Annotated in this window: 16 protein-coding genes; 2 read left to right on the forward strand and 14 right to left on the reverse strand. The window is 31.3% G+C overall.

What is annotated here, in order from left to right:
• Positions 1–14 precede the first annotated feature (14 nt).
• The 10 genes from C4N20_RS05035 to C4N20_RS05080 form a co-directional block, all read right to left on the reverse strand.
• On the reverse strand, positions 15–1,112 hold the full coding sequence (locus C4N20_RS05035; protein ID WP_005979580.1) for a murein hydrolase activator EnvC family protein: 1,098 nt from the start codon (positions 1,110–1,112) through the stop codon (positions 15–17).
• Entirely contained in the window at positions 1,109–1,957 is an 849-nt protein-coding gene (locus C4N20_RS05040; RefSeq protein WP_005979581.1) for a cell division protein FtsX, read from the reverse strand. Before C4N20_RS05040 ends, C4N20_RS05035 begins: the two co-directional genes overlap by 4 nt.
• Positions 1,958–2,046: 89 nt before the next feature.
• A complete protein-coding gene (locus C4N20_RS05045; protein ID WP_005979583.1) occupies positions 2,047–2,976 on the reverse strand; it encodes a transketolase family protein in 930 nt (309 codons plus the stop codon).
• 32 nt (positions 2,977–3,008) lie between these two features.
• A complete protein-coding gene (locus tag C4N20_RS05050) occupies positions 3,009–3,827 on the reverse strand; it encodes a transketolase (protein ID WP_005979585.1) in 819 nt (272 codons plus the stop codon).
• Positions 3,828–3,911: 84 nt separating this feature from the next.
• The gene (locus tag C4N20_RS05055) at positions 3,912–4,505 is read right to left on the reverse strand and encodes a hypothetical protein (protein ID WP_005979587.1); all 594 of its coding nucleotides are present in this window, start codon (positions 4,503–4,505) and stop codon (positions 3,912–3,914) included.
• A gap of 85 nt (positions 4,506–4,590) precedes the next feature.
• Positions 4,591–5,775, reverse strand: coding sequence for an elongation factor Tu (gene tuf, locus C4N20_RS05060; protein ID WP_005979589.1), 1,185 nt, complete (start codon positions 5,773–5,775; stop codon positions 4,591–4,593).
• A 90-nt stretch (positions 5,776–5,865) separates the two neighbouring features.
• Positions 5,866–7,947: an elongation factor G gene (gene fusA, locus C4N20_RS05065; protein WP_005979591.1), complete on the reverse strand. Its 2,082-nt coding sequence runs from the start codon at positions 7,945–7,947 to the stop codon at positions 5,866–5,868.
• A 57-nt stretch (positions 7,948–8,004) separates the two neighbouring features.
• The gene (gene rpsG, locus C4N20_RS05070; RefSeq protein ID WP_005979593.1) at positions 8,005–8,475 is read right to left on the reverse strand and encodes a 30S ribosomal protein S7; all 471 of its coding nucleotides are present in this window, start codon (positions 8,473–8,475) and stop codon (positions 8,005–8,007) included.
• Between the two features lie 24 nt (positions 8,476–8,499).
• Positions 8,500–8,868, reverse strand: coding sequence for a 30S ribosomal protein S12 (gene rpsL / locus C4N20_RS05075; RefSeq protein ID WP_005948786.1), 369 nt, complete (start codon positions 8,866–8,868; stop codon positions 8,500–8,502).
• Between the two features lie 138 nt (positions 8,869–9,006).
• Complete coding sequence (locus tag C4N20_RS05080; protein ID WP_005979595.1) at positions 9,007–10,914, reverse strand: ABC-F family ATP-binding cassette domain-containing protein; 1,908 nt, start codon at positions 10,912–10,914, stop codon at positions 9,007–9,009.
• Positions 10,915–11,077: 163 nt separating this feature from the next.
• On the opposite strand from C4N20_RS05080, the gene C4N20_RS05085 reads away from it, so the two are divergent.
• Entirely contained in the window at positions 11,078–13,384 is a 2,307-nt protein-coding gene (locus C4N20_RS05085) for a patatin-like phospholipase family protein (RefSeq protein ID WP_005979597.1), read from the forward strand.
• Between the two features lie 54 nt (positions 13,385–13,438).
• Positions 13,439–14,083, forward strand: a complete 645-nt coding sequence (locus C4N20_RS05090) for a YczE/YyaS/YitT family protein (RefSeq protein ID WP_005979599.1) — start codon at positions 13,439–13,441, stop codon at positions 14,081–14,083.
• 136 nt (positions 14,084–14,219) lie between these two features.
• Here C4N20_RS05090 and tnpA read toward each other — a convergent pair whose 3' ends face one another.
• The 4 genes from tnpA to C4N20_RS05110 all read right to left on the reverse strand — a co-directional run bounded on the left by tnpA (position 14,220) and on the right by C4N20_RS05110 (position 18,881).
• A complete protein-coding gene (tnpA, locus tag C4N20_RS05095; protein WP_008699860.1) occupies positions 14,220–14,681 on the reverse strand; it encodes an IS200/IS605 family transposase in 462 nt (153 codons plus the stop codon).
• Between the two features lie 125 nt (positions 14,682–14,806).
• Entirely contained in the window at positions 14,807–15,079 is a 273-nt protein-coding gene (locus tag C4N20_RS05100) for an HU family DNA-binding protein (protein ID WP_005979601.1), read from the reverse strand.
• Between the two features lie 2 nt (positions 15,080–15,081).
• Positions 15,082–15,369, reverse strand: a complete 288-nt coding sequence (locus C4N20_RS05105) for an HU family DNA-binding protein (protein WP_005979603.1) — start codon at positions 15,367–15,369, stop codon at positions 15,082–15,084.
• Positions 15,370–15,386: 17 nt separating this feature from the next.
• Positions 15,387–18,881 carry an autotransporter outer membrane beta-barrel domain-containing protein gene (locus C4N20_RS05110; RefSeq protein ID WP_005979605.1) on the reverse strand — a complete coding sequence of 1,165 codons (3,495 nt, stop codon included), beginning with the start codon at positions 18,879–18,881 and terminating at the stop codon, positions 15,387–15,389.
• Positions 18,882–19,019: the final 138 nt, after the last annotated feature.

Consider the following 19,019-nt stretch of genomic DNA (forward strand, 5'->3'; position numbering starts at 1 on the left):
TCTGCCTCCCAAGTTTAAAACATTGGAACAGGGTCTATCGGTTTCAGATTGAACCTCAGCTCATAATAAAGATTTGGTTTTCCCTCTGTAGAAAGTCCAAGTACCCCTATTTCTGCACCTTTTCCTACTGTCTGATTTAATTTTACATTAGTAGATATAAGGTTTCCATAAACACCAATCATATTATATCCATAATCTATCATTACCACTTTTCCAAGTCCCTGGAAGTTATCTGAATAAATTACCTTTCCACCAGAAGAAGCTATTACTTTCCTTCCCATTTGTGCAAGTATCTCTATTCCATTACTTGTTACTCCTTGTTCTTTTTCCTGTTCAAAAGCTACTACTATTCTTCCTTCTACAGGTCTTAAAACTTTTCCTAATTTAGAATAAGCCTGGCTTTTATTTACTACCTGCTTATCTTCTTTACTTCTGGCAACTATAATCTGCTTGATTTGTTTTTCTATTCTTTGTTTCTCTTTTTGAAGTTTACTTATAGTTTTTACATGAGTAGTTTTCTCATTATTTAATCTTGCTATAAGAGAATTTTTTTCTTTTTTCATTCTATCTATATTTTTCAAATTTTGAGCAAGTTTATTTCTAAGAGTACTCAGTTTTGATTTTTCATTTTCAATATCTTTTTTTACTTTCTTTATATCCACTTGTACTGACTGAATATAATCCATCTTTTTCAAATCTCCATTTAAAAGATTTTTAAAGTTTTTTCTTAAAAGAGCTTCTGTTATCAGTTCTTCATCTTTGTCATAAACATATCTGTTCCATGCTATAAGCTTAGCTTTATATTCAAGTTTCTTTCTTTTCATTTCATCAGAACTTATAGCCAGATTTTTTTCTCCATATTCTATATTTTTTGAAACAGTTTTTATCTCTTCAACTATTTTTTCTCTTTCCTTTTCTATGTTTACAATATCTTTTTCAATATCTTTTATCTGTTTAGCTATTTTTTGTTTTTCCACATCAATAGTCTTTATTCTAGTGTTTTTTTGATTTATTTGACGTTCTATATTTTTTACTTTCTTTTCCATATCTGATACAGAGTCTGAAAAAGATAAAACACTAAAAAACATAAAAAACAGAACTACCTTTTTCAAGATTCCTCCCTAAAAACTTTTTTCAGTTTTAAAGGGTTAACCCAAATAAGGATATTTATCATAAGTATAATAAGTCCTTCTATAAGAATTATTTCACCTAAACTCAGTATCAGATACTTACTGCTTATTTTAAGCATTTGTTCCCTGATATAGATATATCCATTAAAAAATATAAGGGTTCCTACTATAGATGCTGCTGTAAATGGCAGTAAATTTACTTTCTTAGATCTTGCTGCATTCACTCTTTCATCATGAATTATATCCACATTATTAAGAAATTCTATGGATACTGCATTATAGAAAATATAATATATCATAGCCATTGAAGGAAGAGTCATTCCTAAAATTACACTTACCAGTATCAATTTATAAAATTTCATTTCTCTCTCTTTATATGCTATAAAATTTGCATCTATAAAAACTTCCTTGATATTTTGATTATTTTCTAAGTTTTCTTGTATTTTTTCCAGTCTTGCTGGACTATCGAAATAAATCAACAGCGAATCTGATAAAGGATTTTCTCCTTTTGGAATTGCTATATCCAATTGAAATTGGAGATTTTTAAAAGCTTCCTCTTTAGACAGATATCTGACCTTTTTTACTCCCTCAATGTTCAAAACTTCTACTTCTGTCTTATTTTTTTCTTCTTCGTTAAGATTGCTTCTCAAATCTGCTGTAAAAAAATAACTATTTTCAATTTTTTTAGTAGTAGAAGAAATATTGATCACAAAAGATAAGAAAAAATTTAAAATGACAAAGGAAATAACCAAAAGGATAAATGTTTTTTTCTTCAACTGTATTCTATTTTTAGTATAATTTTTTTCTATTTTTAATAAGTTATTCATACCCACCTCATCATAAAAATTTTTTCACTATGATTAAAGGCTGACCTAATCAGAATAATAAACTTTTTGGTCAGCCTACCTTTTCATTTTTACATGTTTTCTTTAACCATTGATACTAATTTAGCTGCTGTAAGTTCATATTTTTCTAGAAGTTCATTTGCTTTTCCACTTTGTCCAAACTTATCATAGATCCCAAGTTTTTTAACTTTAGTAGGATGTACTTCTGATAAGAACTCAGATACTGCTGAACCAAGTCCTCCTATTACAGAGTGCTCTTCTGCTGTGATTATAAATTTAGTTTCCTGTGCTGCTTTTAATATAGTTTCTCCATCAAGAGGCTTGATAGTTCCTACATTTATAACTCTTACAGATATTCCCTCTTGTGCAAGAATATCAGCAGCTTTGATAGCTTCATAAGTCATAAGACCTGTTGCAGCTATTGTCACATCATTTCCTTCTCTCACTGTATTAGCTATTCCTATTTGAAAGTCATAATTTTCTTCATCAAATATTGTTTCTACATCTAGTCTTCCCATTCTGATATATACAGGCCCTTCATATTCTGCTGCTGCAAATATCATTTTTTTAGTTTCAACAGCATCAGCTGGAGAAAGTACTATCATTCCTGGAATAGATCTCATTAAAGCGATATCTTCTATTGATTCGTGAGATCCTCCATCTTCTCCTACAGATATTCCTGCATGAGTAGGAGCAATTTTGACATTTAGTTTTGGATAAGCTATTGTATTTCTTATTTGCTCAAATGCTCTACCTGCTGCAAACATTGCAAATGTAGAAGCAAAAGGAATTTTTCCACAAGTAGCAAATCCTGCTGCTGTTCCCATAAGGTCAGCTTCAGCGATCCCTACATTGAAGTGTCTATCAGGAAATTCCTTTTGGAACATACTAGTTTTTGTAGATTTAGTTAAATCTGCATCTAATACTACGATATCTTTATTTATTTTTCCAAGCTCTACTAAAGCTTCTCCATAAGCTTGTCTTGTAGCCTTTTTACTCATTTATTTTTCCCTCCTGGATTCTTTTAGATTGATTATTTACTGTTTAATTCTGCCAATGCTTTTTCAGTTTCTTCTTTAGTAGGTGCTACTCCATGGAATCCACAAACATTTTCCATGAAAGATACTCCTTTACCTTTTACAGTTTTTGCTATTACTATAGTTGGTTTTCCTTTTGCTTCTTTTGCTTTATCTAAAGCAGAAAGAATTTCTTCAAAGTTATGTCCATCTATTTTAATAACATTCCATCCGAAAGCTTCCCATTTTGCATCAACAGGCTCAACACCCATAATTTTATCTACATTTCCATCTATTTGAAGATTATTGAAGTCTAAGAATGCACATACATTATCAAGTTTGTAATGTGCTGCTGTCATTGCAGCTTCCCAAATTTGCCCTTCTTGTAATTCTCCATCTCCCAGGATAATATATGTTCTGTAAGATTCTCCAGAAAGTTTAGCATTTAGTGCCATACCATTTGCTACTGATAGTCCTTGTCCTAATGATCCAGTAGAGATTTCTACTCCTGGAACTTTTTTCATATCAGGATGTCCTTGTAATATTGATCCATATTGTCTTAAAGTTTTTAAGATATCTTTATCAAAATATCCTCTTTCTGCAAGTGTAGCATATAATGCTGGAGCTGCATGTCCTTTTGATAATACAAATCTGTCTCTACCTGCCATTTTAGGATTAGCTGGATCTATATTCATTTCTGAAAAATATAGAGCTGTTAAAATATCTGTTGCTGACAGCGATCCTCCTGGATGACCTGACTTTGCTTCACAGATCATTTTTACAATAGATTTTCTTATACTAGTAGCTTTTTCTTCTAGAGTTTTGATATCTTTCATTTATTTCTCCTTTCAAATATTTATATTCTCTCTAAATTATATTATTTTATACATAATATTGTCAAGAAAAGGTATTTTTTTAAACTAAAAAAACATGCTTACCCTTTTAAAAGCTAAGTCTATACCGCTTTCTAAAAATTTGAATATATCCTTGTATTTGATACATCCTATAACTAAAAGGAAAAAAGAATAGGAAAATAAAGGCCTTATCAGCTTTCCTTCTTTTTTCATATTTTTGAGGATAGTAAATATCCCCAAAGAAAACAGATACAAAAATTCCATACTATTTTTAGTATAAGCTACAGCTATAATAGAGCTTAAAGCTATAAAAAATATTAACAAAGTCTTTGTTATCTGTGGATTACAGCTTATTCCTACAACTGGTATTTTGAGAAGTGCTCCTCCTTCCCAGCCTTTAGGATACAAATCAAAAATAAAATGAAGAGATAATGCCAGTGCAAAACCTATAAGAAAGTATCTAAAAGTATCATTACTATCTCTTTCATAAAATCTTATTAACATAAGAAGAATTAAAGGACTGTGTGTAAGGATACTCCTGTGCTTCAAATTAAATTTAAAATCCCAATCAGGAAATCTTATCCCTAAAAAGTAAGCTGTGAAAGAAACTACTATTCCTGCAAAACTTACTTTATCAAAAAATTTTATCAGAAAATCCATTTTTTCTCCCTTGCTCTGAAAAAAAAGGAGCAGAAATTATCTGCTCCTTCTGCCTTTTATGTAAGGTTAATTACTTTAAATATTACTATTTAGTAATTTCAGCAACTACTCCAGAAGCTACTGTTCTTCCACCCTCTCTGATGGCGAATCTTAATCCAGTTTCCATTGCGATTGGGTGTATTAATTCTACTCTCATCTCAATGTTGTCTCCTGGCATTACCATTTCTACTCCCTCAGGTAATGTTACTGCTCCTGTTATATCTGTAGTTCTGAAGTAGAATTGTGGTCTGTATCCTGAGAAGAATGGAGTATGTCTTCCTCCCTCTTCTTTAGTTAGTACGTATACTTCTGATCTGAATCCTGTATGTGGTAGGATTGATCCTGGTTTTGCTAGTACTTGTCCTCTTTCTACGTCTTCTTTTTTAGTTCCTCTTAATAGAGCTCCAATGTTATCTCCTGCTTGACCTTGATCAAGAAGTTTTCTAAACATTTCTACTCCTGTACATGTTGTTTTTGATGTAGGTTTGATTCCAATTATTTCTAATTCTTCTCCTACTTTTACTATTCCTCTTTCTACTCTACCAGTTACAACTGTTCCTCTTCCTGTTATTGTGAACACGTCTTCTATTGGCATCAAGAATGGTTGGTCTACTGCTCTTTCTGGAGTTGGGATATACTCATCTACTGCGTTCATTAGCGCCATAATTTGATCTACCCATTTTTGCTCTCCATTTAGTGCTCCTAGTGATGATCCTGTTACTACTGGAATATCATCTCCTGGGAATCCATATTCTGTTAATAATTCTCTTACTTCCATTTCTACTAGTTCTAGTAATTCTGGATCGTCTACCATATCTGCTTTATTTAAATATACTACTATGTAAGGTACTCCAACCTGTCTAGATAGTAGAATGTGTTCTCTTGTTTGTGGCATAGGTCCATCTGCTGCTGATACAACTAAGATAGCTCCATCCATTTGAGCTGCTCCTGTGATCATGTTTTTTACGTAGTCAGCATGTCCTGGACAGTCAACGTGAGCATAGTGTCTTTTTACAGTTTCATACTCAATATGAGATGTATTGATAGTGATTCCTCTTTCTCTTTCTTCTGGAGCTACGTCAATTTTATCAAAATCAACTTTTTTAGCTAGTCCTAAGTCTGATAAAACTTTAGAAATAGCTGCTGTTGTAGTTGTTTTTCCGTGGTCAACGTGTCCAATTGTTCCAATGTTTACATGGGGTTTGCTTCTTTCGAATTTCTCTTTAGCCATTTAAATTCTCCTCCTAATTTTTATATTTTATTTTTTATGGTTGGTACTTATAGTACCAACCCTTTATAAAGTTACTATATGTAAGAAAGACTATTTTCCTCTTTCTTCTTGAATTCCTTTTTGGATAGAAGCTGGTACTTGAATGTATTCAGCAAATTCCATAGAGTAAGTTGCTCTTCCTTGAGATTTAGATCTTAAGTCAGTTGCATATCCAAACATTTCAGATAATGGAACTTTAGCATCAATGATTTTAGCACCATTTCTGTCTGTCATTCCACCTATCATTCCCCTTCTTGAGTTAAGGTCTCCTATGATATCTCCCATGTATTCTTCTGGAGTAGTTACTTCTACTTTGAATACTGGTTCAAGGATTATTGGATTAGATTTAGCAGCAGCTTGTTTAACAGCCATTGATCCTGCAAGTTTAAACGCCATTTCTGATGAGTCAACTTCATGGTATGATCCATCATAAAGAGTTACTTTTACATCAACAACTGGGTATCCAGCTACAACTCCACTTTCTAGAGCTTCTCTACATCCTTTTTCTACTGCTGGAATATATTCTCTAGGAATAACTCCTCCAGTAATTTTGTTAACAAATTCAAAACCTTTTCCTGGATTTGGTTCAAGGATAATTTTAACGTGTCCGTATTGTCCTTTACCTCCAGATTGTTTTGCATATTTAACTTCATGATCTGTAGTTCCAAGAATTGTCTCTCTGTAAGCAACTTGTGGTTTTCCTACTGTAGATTCAACTTTGAATTCTCTTTTCATTCTGTCAACAATGATTTCAAGGTGAAGTTCTCCCATTCCTGAAATGATTGTTTGTCCAGTTTCTTCATCAGACTTAACTTTGAAAGTAGGGTCTTCCTCAGCAAGTTTTGATAAAGCAATTCCCATTTTCTCTTGGTCAGCTTTTGTTTTTGGTTCAACAGCAACTGAGATAACTGGATCTGGGAATTCCATTTTTTCAAGAACTATTGGAGCATTATCTGCACAAAGAGTGTCTCCAGTAGTAGTTTCTTTCAATCCTACTGCTGCTGCGATATCTCCACAGTAAACTGCTTCAATTTCTTCTCTTTTATTAGCATGCATTTGAAGAATTCTTCCCATTCTTTCTTTTTTACCTTTTGTAGAGTTAAGAACATAAGTTCCTTTTTCTACAACACCAGAGTATACTCTGAAGAATGTTAATTTTCCAACAAATGGGTCTGTCATAACTTTAAATGCTAGAGCTGCAAATGGAGCATCATCTGACATTTCTCTTTCTATTTCTATAGAAGAATCTTTCATATCAGTTCCTTTTACCATTGCAACGTCTGTAGGCGCTGGCATATAATCAACAATGGCATCAAGTAATGATTGGATTCCTTTATTTTTAAATGCTGTTCCACATGTTACTGGAACGATCATGTTAGCGATAGTTGCTTTTCTAAGAGCACCTTTAATTTCTTCTTCAGTGATTTCTTCTCCACCAAAAAATTTTTCCATTAATTCATCACTTGTTTCAACAACTGATTCTAACATGAATTGTCTTGCATCTTCAGCTTTTTCAACTAATTCTGCTCTAATATCTTTTACTTCAAATTTTTGTCCATTATCTGAATCGATAGGCCAAATAATTTCTTTCATAGTAATTAGATCGATTACTCCTTCGAAGTAATCTTCTGCACCGATTGGTAATTGAATAGGTACAGGATTTGATCCTAATTTATCTTTAATATCTCCAACACACATGCTGAAGTCAGCACCGATTCTATCCATCTTGTTAAAGAATGCGATTCTTGGTACTTGATATTTATCAGCTTGTCTCCAAACAGTTTCTGATTGAGGCTGAACCCCATCAACTGCTGAGAATACTGCAACTGCTCCATCTAGAACTCTTAGAGATCTTTCAACCTCAACTGTAAAGTCCACGTGTCCTGGTGTGTCTATTATATTTACCCTATGTTCTCTCCAGAAACAAGTTGTTGCAGCAGAAGTGATAGTGATACCTCTTTCTTGCTCTTGTTCCATCCAGTCCATTGTAGCTCCACCTTCATGAACTTCTCCTAGCTTATGCTCTACTCCTGTATAGAATAGAATTCTTTCAGTAGTAGTAGTTTTTCCTGCATCGATATGAGCCATAATTCCAACGTTTCTAGTCATATCTAAAGAAACTTTCCTAGCCATTAAGTATTTCCTCCTCAAAAAAAATGAATAAAGTTAATCTTTGCCGTCTATAAAAAACTAGATTTTATAATGTGCGAAAGCTCTGTTTGCTTCTGCCATTTTATAAGTATCTTCTTTTTTCTTTATAGTTGCTCCATCATTATTAGCTGCTGCGATTAATTCTGCTGCTAATTTTTCGATCATACCATATTCTTTTCTTTGTCTTGTATAAAGTGTTAACCATCTGATTGCTAAAGTTTGTTGTCTTTCAACTCTTACTTCAACTGGAACTTGGTATGTAGCTCCTCCGATTCTTCTTGATCTAACTTCGATTTGAGGTTTGATATTATCTAATGCTTGTTTAAATATATCGTACCCCTCTTGACCAGTTTTCTCTTTTATTAAATCCATTGCTGAGTAGAATATTCCTTCAGCTATAGCTTTCTTTCCATCCAACATGATTGAATTGATAACTTTAGTAACTACTTTATCTGAGTATCTAGAATCAGGTAGTACATCTCTTTTTATTGCTGCTCTTCTTCTTGACATTTTTAACTGTTCACCTCCCTATAATTACGCTTTTTTAGCTCCGTATTTAGATCTTGATTGTTTTCTTTTTGCAACTCCAGCTGTATCCAAAGCTCCTCTGATAACTTTGTATCTAACCCCTGGTAAGTCTTTTGTTCTTCCACCTCTTACAAGTACGATTGAGTGTTCTTGTAAATTGTGTCCTTCTCCTGGAATGTAGCAAGTAACTTCGATTCCATTAGTTAATTTTACTCTGGCAACCTTTCTCAAAGCTGAGTTTGGTTTCTTAGGTGTAGTTGTATAAACTCTTACACAAACTCCTCTTCTTTGTGGGTTTCCTTGTAATGCTGGTGATTTTTTCTTTTCTAGTAAAGTGTCTCTTCCATTTTTTACTAATTGACTTAAAGTAGGCATTTTACCCTCCTTCCTATTAATTTAAAATAATTTTTATATATTATAACTTAAATATTATAATCACTTTGTTTCAAAAAGTCAATATAAAGCTAAGGTTATATTTATAAATCTTTACAATTATATCACACTTTATCAAATTTAGAAAGTATTTTTTAAAGTTTTTAATTCATTTTCTAAATTTTCCCATTCTTCCATCAATGAAAGTATCTCCATGTCTAATTCTTCAAGCTCTTTCTGTATATCCATAAGTTTATCTACATTATTTTCTATTCCTGCTTTATTATATTCTTCTTCTTTAGCAGATTTTTTTTCTTCAAATTTTTCTACATCTGCCTCAGCTTTTATTATTTTTTTCTCAAGAGATGATATTCTGTTTTTATTTTTTTTCTGCTCCTCAAAATTAAGAGAAGCTTTAACATCTTTTTCTTTTACTTCTTCTCTTTGATTTAAATAAGAATTGTAATCTCCTTTAAAAAGTACTGCTCCATCTTTTTTCACTTCATATATATTATTAACAACACAATCTAAAAAATTTCTGTCATGTGATACTACTAATATTGTACCTGTATATTCTTCCAGAGATTCAGATAATATCTCTCTTGAGTAAATATCCAAATGGTTAGTAGGCTCATCCAATATCAGAAAATTAGGTTTTTCCAGCATAAGCTTCATAAATGCCACTCTTGCCTTTTCTCCTCCACTTAAACTAGATATCTCCTTATATACATCATCTTCTGTAAAAAGAAATCCTCCACATATATTTCTTGCTTCCTCTTCACTCAGTACAAAATGATACATTAACTCTTCCAGTACAGTTCTTTTAGGATTCAGCCCTTGGTGATTTTGATCATAGTATCCAATCTTTACTCTGTCCCCTATTTTAAAATCTCCCTTGCTTTGTTTCTCCATACCATTTATTATTTTTAACAGAGTAGATTTTCCTACACCATTTTTACCAATTACTCCAACTCTATCTCCTCTATATATATCAAGATTCAAATTCGAAAATATTTCTTTACCATCAAAAGATTTAGCTAAATCTTTTATTCTCAACACTAAATCTACACTTGTAGTATCTGTTTCAAATTTAAGCTTTATCTTTTTAGTTGTAATAACAGGATTTTCCATTTTATCCATTCTGTTAAGTATCTTTTCTCTTCCTCTTGCCTGTTTAGATTTTACTCCGGCTTTGTATCTTCTGATAAATTCTTCCATTTTTCTTAATTTATCCTGCTCTTTATCAAATGCCTTCACAGTACCAGACAGATAAGCTTCTTTCTGAATAGTAAAATCTGTATAATTTCCATTATATGTTTTTAAAGTTTTTCCTTCTATTTCAAATACTCTATTTACTACATTATCTAAGAAATAAACATCATGTGAAATAAGAATAAAAGCTTTTTTATAATCTTTTAATATTCTTTCCAGCCATTCAATAGCATTTAAATCTAAATGGTTAGTAGGCTCATCTAATATCAAGAGTTCCGGTTCCTCCAAAAGTATCTTTCCTAAAGCTACTCTTGAAAGCTGTCCTCCAGATAAATCACTTATTTTAGAAACCCACAAAGATTCTGCCAGAGTAAGCCCATTCAATATCTGCTTTACTTTGTACTCAATAGCATATCCCTCATTCTGTTCATATCTTGCTGTTACAGTCCCCAACTCTTCCATAGTTTTATCAAAATCTTCAAGATTTTCTGCCAGAATAACATTTAATTCTTGTATTCTATGGTAATCATTTTGTACATTAGAAAAAACTGTCATTAGTTCTTCAAAGACAGTATTATCAGGGTTAAGATCAGGATGCTGTGAAAGATACCCTATTTTCAATCCACCCTTTTTTGAAACAGTTCCCCTTTGATTCGTCTCAGGATCTACTTCATCATATTCCAATCCTAAAAGTATTTTAATAAGGGTACTTTTTCCTGCTCCATTTACCCCTATCATTCCTATTTTATCTCTCTCATCTATTGAGAAGCTTATATTTTTAAACAGAGTCTCCCCTGTGAATCCCATAAACAAATTATTTACTTGCAGAAGTGCCATTTTCTATCTCTCCTAATTTCTTCCATATATTTTCCATCTAAAATCTTAACACATTCATAATTTATTGTAAAGGTCAAAGTATTTACAAAAATTTTCCTTACTCCTTTCACTATTTTATGATAAAATTATATGTTAATAACTTTACTCAGGGAGATGCACTATTATGATAAGAAAATTCTTGATTCTTCACCTCTTTATTTTCATATTTTCTTTCTCATTTTCTGATGGGGTTCAATCTAAAGCCTATAAAGTAGATGCCATCAACAAAGCAATAGAAGAATTAAAAATGCAGCAGGCTCACTTAGAGCTTTTAAAAGAAAAAATAGAAAGTACAGATACAGATGTTACAAAAAAAGCTCCTACTTCTGAAGAAAGACCAAAGATAGCTCTTGTTTTAAGCGGTGGTGGGGCAAAAGGAGCTGCTCATATAGGAGTTCTTAAAGTACTTGAAAAATATCAGATTCCTGTTGATATAATAATAGGAACAAGTGTGGGAAGTATAGTTGGAGGAATGTATTCCATTGGGTATTCTCCAGATGAAATAGAGACTACTGTCCTCAATTTAAAATTTACATCACTTCTTACAAACTCAAAAGACAGAAATTTAAAAAATATTGAAGATAAAATAGAAAATGATAAATACCCTTTTACTGTAAGTATAGATAAGAATCTTAAACTTTCATTCCCTATGGGATTTTTAAATGGAGAAAATATCTACCTACAATTAAAAGAAATATTTAATAGAGCAGAAAATATAAAAAACTTCAATGATCTTCCTATTCAGTACAGAGCTATAACTACTGACCTCCAAACTGGAAAAGAAGTTGTCCTTCGAGATGGTGATCTTGCTCTTGCTACATTTAAAAGTATGGCTATTCCTAGTTTTCTTGAGCCTATTGAAGATAATGGAAAATTCTATGTAGATGGAGGAGTTGTTAATAATTTTCCTATAGATGTGGCTCATTCATTAGGGGCAGATATAATCATTGCTGTGGATATTTCAGCAGAGGCTTCCAATATAAATGAAAAGTCAAATCTTATAACTATTTTAGATAAACTCGCTACATACAATGGAAACAGAAAAGTTGATCTCCATAAAAGACTGGCTGATATTCTCATCGTTCCAGATGTAAAAGACCATGATACTATAGATTTCAGCGATCTTTCAAGCCTTGTAACAGAAGGAGAAAAAGCAACTGAAAAATATGCATATATTTTAAAAAATCTAAGTTATCCTCAAGAATTTCAAGAGATCAAAGCAAAGAGCTTTAAAGAAAAGCCGATAGAAATAAATAATATAAAACTTGTAGGAAATGAAATTCTTACTGAAAATAAAGTTAGAAATCTCATGCCTAGTGTCTCAGGAAATAAATTTACTAAATCTGATCTCAATGACTGGACAAAAAGAGTGTATTCAGTGAGCTATATAGAAAGAGCTTTCTATGAAGTAAATGGAGATACTATTACATTTAAGGTAAAAGAAAAAGATGGAATAAATATAAATGCTTCTCTTAATTATGCCTCAAACTATGGTGGATCCATGAATATATCTGCTACTATGCCTAACTTTGGACTTTGGACAAGAAACTATACTGTAAAAGCAGAAGCATCAAGTTATCCTAAAATAGCTTTAAACAATCTTTCATTTTATGAACTAGGAAAAATAAAAATTTTAACTGCTGCAAGTATAGGTTATGAAGTAGATCCATTATTTATTTTTAATGATGGAAAAAAAGTTTCTACATATGAATCAAATACTTTTAAAACTACTTTATCTCTTGGTACTGCAATATCTAATAATGTGGTTACAGGTTTAACTTTAGGATATCAAAGTTCAGATAATAAATATTCAAGTGGAAGCAGATCTTACAAAGATTTTAATGAGAACTATCAGACTATTTCTACTGGTACCTATCTATATATTGATACTCTAAATAGAAAAAATTTCCCTTCAAAAGGAAATGTCCTGCGTTTTGAAGGATTCAATACTCAAGGTGTGGACAGCAAGGATATCAACTATAATGGATTTATGTTTTCAACTGACTTTTATCTTCCTGTAACTGAAAAGTTCTCTATGAATTTAGGGTTATCTGGAGGAAAAACAGCTGGAGAAAATGTCCCTGACAGTAGCCTTTTCAAAATAGGTGGATTGAGAGATAATGATTTAGCATTTTCATTTATAGGTCTTCCTATGATGGGTAGATATACTGATGAATTTTATATGATTCGTGGTGGTTTGCAGTATAGACTTACTGATACTTTCTATCTTATAGGAAAATATAATATGATGACTTATTCATCTGATGGATTATCTTTCCAAAAATCTTATGATATAGGAGACAGAAGATATCATGGATATGGAGGAGGAATAGGTTGGGATACATTCCTTGGACCTATATCTCTGATGTTGTCTAATGATTTAGATTCATCTTCTCCATTATTTGAAGTATATATGGGTTACACATTCTAACAAAAATTAAAATAGATTATAAAATTTAAAACAAATCAGGGGGATAATTAAAAAGTGAAAAATGTAGTAAGAGTTTTTATTTATTGTATTGGTTTATTTATAATGGCTGTTGGAGTAACATTTTCAGTAAAATCTAACTTAGGAGTTTCTCCAGTAAATTCAATTCCCTATGTCATAAGTATCATAGCTGGATTAGATCAAGGTTTATGTGTTTCTCTTATATTTTTCTCATATATTGCGTTACAGTTTTTTATCTTAAAGAAAGAATTTAAATTTCAAAACCTTTTACAAATTATATGTGCAAGTTTATTTGGATATTTTGTATCTTTCTCAAATATGTTTTTTTGCTTTGAGCCTTCATCTAATTATCTTGTAAGAATGATATATATGGCTGTTAGTATTATTTTTATAGGGATAGGAGTATTTCTTTATCTTGAAGCAGAATTGATTCCACTTCCAGCTGAAGGAGTCATGCTGGCTTTTAAAAAGAAAACAGCTTTTGAGTTTCACAATATAAAAATAGGTTTTGACCTCATAACTGTAATAGCAGCAGTTCTCTTATCGGTTATATTTTTAGAAAGTATTTACGGAATAAGAGAAGGAACATTTATTGCCGCTTTCCTAGTTGGAAAAGTTGTAGGACTTATTCCTAAGCTCTTTAAAAAAGAAGTAAAAAAATTAAAATCATTTATAGACTAAAAAATCACAAACCACCACTTCAAGTGGTGGTTTGCTCCACCCTATAAGGGTATGGTACTAGCTTAGGCTTAAGCCTTACTGAATGGTTTGCCAACCGCGTAATTCTTCATTCAGCTACTTAAGTAGCTGGTGTGCTTTAGTTTGTTTTTTCTCCGAAAGGATCTATATACTCTTTCAATGTCAATTGATCATTCGCTATATCTTCTTGCAACTGTTCTCTTATATATTTTGCGATCCTTTCTTTATTTCTTCCTACTGTATCAACATAATATCCTCTACACCAAAAATGTCTATTCCCATATTTATATTTTAAATTTGCATGTTTATCAAATATCATCAATGAACTTTTCCCTTTCAAATATCCCATAAAACTTGATATGCTTATTTTCGGCGGTATACTTACCAACATATGTATATGGTCTTTACAGGCATTAGCCTCTATTATTTCTACTCCTTTAAATTCGCATAGTTTCCTTAATATCTGCCCTATATCTCCTTTGATTTTTCCATATATTATCTGCCTTCTATATTTTGGTGCGAATATGATATGATATTTACAATTCCATGTTGTATGTGATAGACTATTATTGTCATACATTTTATGACCTCCTTTGATTAGTTAATTGGCCGGCAAACCTAATTAATTATATCAAAGGAGCTTTTATTTTCTAAGCATAGCCTTCCGGCTTTTTTGCACCACTCGCTTAGCAAGTGGTTTTTTTATTAGTTATTTTTTAAATTTTTTGATACTCTAAACTTTATCGTTTTCTTTGGATAGATTTTCATAGGTTCTTTTGTTACTGGATTAGCTATTATCCTTGAATGTCTTTTCAGTATTTCAAATGTTCCTATTTCTTTAAACTTTATTTTTCCATCTATTAATATTGCTTCTTGTATCACCTCTATAAATTCATCTATCTCTTCTTGTGCTTTTTTTAATGATATCTCTTCTTTACTTATTTCTCTATATATTTTTCTAAGCTTCCTTTTATCCATATTCACCTTTTTTCTTTATTTATTTTATTCTCAAATCCTTTTCCTGCCCTAAATTTTATCACTTCCTTATTTTCTGTCATATTATCTATTCCTAATGATGCCAGAATATATCTTCTTGCCCCATGTTTTCTTTTTTCAAAAACTCCCCAGTCTTTAAAAGTTACTTTTCCATCTATTTCTAATGCTTTAAATATGGTCTTCCAAAATGTATCTATTCTTTCTTGGACTTCTTTTACATTTCTTAATTTTATTTTCTTTTTATAGAATCTTATAAATTCTGTTTCTGTCATAGTTCCTCCCTGTACAATTAGAATTTATATCCTATTCCTACTCCAGCTATCCATTCACTTTCAGTTTTATTCTTACTAGAATTATGGTGTGAATCTTTTTCCAATATATAAGTTCCTTTTATATCAAATAGAATTCCATTTTCAAGTTCCAAATTATATTTTACATTTATTCCTACATTATCTTCATTTTTGTGTGCTACAAGAATATCAAAATCTGATCCATCTTCAAATCTTCCTGTGATATATCCTTCCTCTGCTCCATCAAGTATTTTTGTATAGCTTACTCCTGCTGACAGAGTAGTCTTTCCTTTTCCATGTGGTATTACTTTTTTAAGATCTATTCCCACTTTTCCTACAGTGTAGTCAAATGATTTTGAATCAGTTTTTATAGCCAAATCTCCACTTCCTTCATCAGCACCTTTTTGATCTACATATGTATATGACAAAGTTGCATAAGGTTCTAGGAATAGATTATCTCCTATTGAATCAGAATATCTTCCATTTAAATAAATATCATATGCCATATCAGAATATTTATCACTGTAATTATATCCTCTTATTGTTCCTCTGTCTGCATCATATTTTGAATACTGTGCTCCTGCTCCTGCTTTCAATGTTAGATTTCCTCTGTAGTTTTCTGCAAATACACCAACATATCCACTGTTTCCTTTTACTTTTGACATAGATAGTTCAGCTTCACTTCTAGCTCCACCAATAGTCAATCCTAAAGATGTATTTTCTGAATATCCATATTTAGCCAGCATATATGCCCCTACTAATTTCATATCCGCATCTGTATCTGATGTTCCTATATCAAATTTATGGTAATTTCTACCATAGTAAGTATCTGTAGTTCCTCCATCAGCATCATTAGTAATTCCACCCATTATAAGCCATTTATCTACATTTGGTCTAAATTGATTATCTATCACTATATCTCTGAACATTCCCATTGATCTTCTTGATAATTCAGAACTATATGAATAAGGGCTAGCTGTGTATATTTTTTCTAAATAAGATAAAAGTCTTGACATTTGTTCTCTATCACTTACTGATGTATAATCTCCTTTTTTCTGTAGCTCCTTACTTAAAGTAAGAATATCTTTTAAAGCAATAAAATTTCCATCTGCACTTGAATATATTCCTTTATATATTTCATTTAATTTCAGGTATCTTTGAGTATCTTCAGTTGGAGTATCTGTACCTGTACCTCCTCCACTTCCACCTCCATCTTCTATTTTATCTATAGTAAATAAATCTTTCGCAGCCCCTATTTTTATATCACCTTTTAGGGCATCTTCTTCTTTTTCATTTAAAACTATCGCTTTATCTAATATAGAATTAGTTTTTACAAATAAGTTACTTTGATTTAAAGTTATTCCATTCATAGCTATTATTGAATTTTTACTCAATCCATTTGTTATAAGGTTTAAAACTCCAATATTATTATAATCTACATGTGGATCTGTTTCATCTATAGTTTGTTTCTCTTTTTCCTGATTCATACCTCCAGTGATTTCCAACTTTCCCTCATCTCTAGTTGCATCATATAATGCATGTCCTATATATCTTCCTGCTGTATCTGCTTTTGTACTATCTATTCTTAAATTAAGAATTCCTCCAGCTTCTATATTTATAGTATTTACTCCTGATACATGTAAATCAGCTAACTTTCCATCACTGTCTATAGTTTTATCATATAGAGTAACATCAGTTCCACTCTCTACATTAATATTTTCAAAATTAGATATATCATGAAGAATATTTATTTCCTTTGTTTCTGGGACTGTAAAATCACCATTTGAACTTACTTCCATTCCAAAATTAAGTATATCTGTATCATATCCCCCATCCATATTTCCATTGATTATAGTTCCATTTCCTACAGTTACAGTATCATTTCCATCTCCCATTTGTATGTCTCCATTGATTATTGTATCTTGAATTTCATTATTTCCATTTGTATAAGTAATATTTCCTGATTGAAGTATTAGTGTATCTGCATTCCCACTTCCTAATATAATAGTCTTACTTGCATCTATTCCACCATTTACAATAGTTCCTGCTAAAGTAAGATCTGTATCATCACCATTAAATACAACTGCTGTTCCATAGGCATTGATTATAGAGCCTGTAACTTCATCATTATTAGTTGTAACTTTATAGGTATTTGTTACAGCATTTAATATTGAATTTTCTTTCTTTCCATTAAATGGATTCTTTCCTGATTTATTATCATTATTTTCTATATTCATCTCTCTAAATAATTCATTTTCAGCTGCATCATATCCTGCCAATACATGTGGGTTTTCTACAGATCCAGCTTCTACTTCTATTTCCCCTCCTACCTTTGTAATATAAAGTCCATAATTATTTTCACTTTTTATCTTCCTATTCTTAGGCCATCCTTTATCTATAATTGAATTTTGGCTTGTTACAAGTATTCCATAGTTATTTAAAGTTGTTATTTCTCTTGAATCAAAATTATCTCCAAATTTTATAGCAGCATCTTTTCCATATATTACACCAGTATTTTCTAATGTTCCTACTTTCCCATTAGTTATATACATTCCATAACCATTATCATTACCACTTATTATTCCTCCATTTCTTAAAGTTGTTATATTTCCTTTATAAGTAACTGTAGTATCACCTAAATTTATTCCATAACTTCCACCAGAAGTATTGCTACTTATTATCCCTATATTGTCTAGTACTTGCATATTCCCGTTATATAAGTCTATTCCATAAGTTTCGTCATTATTTCCATTACCACTTATTATCCCTATATTTTTTAAAGTTGTTATATTTCCTCCAGAAGTATTACCTATATTTATTCCATAACTTTTAGTAGATTCTCCACTGCTAGTTCCATTTATTATTCCTATATTATCTAATTTATCTATTGTTCCTTTAGATAGATTTATTCCATAAGCATAAGAAGTAAGTGTTCCTCCTGAAATACTTCCATTTATAAGACCTGTATTTTTCAGTATTTTCATTTCTTTACTCTGAAGTATTCCTAATTTTATTCCTGATCCAGAATTAAGTCCTTTACCTCCACCTATACCATTTATCAATCCTTCATTGTTCAATGTTGTTACTAGTGCATTATCTATATTTATTCCATATGCTGACTTAGAAGCTTCGTTAGTAGTTCCTTCTATAGTGCCTTTATTTATAAAACCCAAACCTGTCACATCAATTAATTTTAAACCAAATCCATTACCATTATCGTTAGTAGTTCCAGATAGAAGTATATTATTTGTATAAACATCATCTTCCCAAGTATTCCATTCCAAATATGGATTCTTACTTTGAAGTCTACTTTCATTTTCAGTACTAAATTGTGTAGTACCTTTATCTTTTTTTATTATCAAATAATTTTTACCATTATTAGCCCCTGCTGCTAAGGTGCATGATAATAAAAATCCAACTGCCACTCCTATTGTTATATTTCTTCCTCTTTTCTTATTATTGCTCTTCATCGCTTTCATTATTTTTTCAATCATAAATTTCCCCTCCTACACATCTTTAAATCCAAATAAAGGAAACTGTTCTCTTTTATGTATAAAAGCGAACTTTTAGAGGCCTAAAATGCCTGTTTTTAAAGAAGCTATGTTTTTAGATGTGCATTCCTTGATTGTTTT

The organism is Fusobacterium ulcerans (assembly GCF_003019675.1).
Taxonomy (GTDB): Bacteria; Fusobacteriota; Fusobacteriia; order Fusobacteriales; family Fusobacteriaceae; genus Fusobacterium_A; species Fusobacterium_A ulcerans.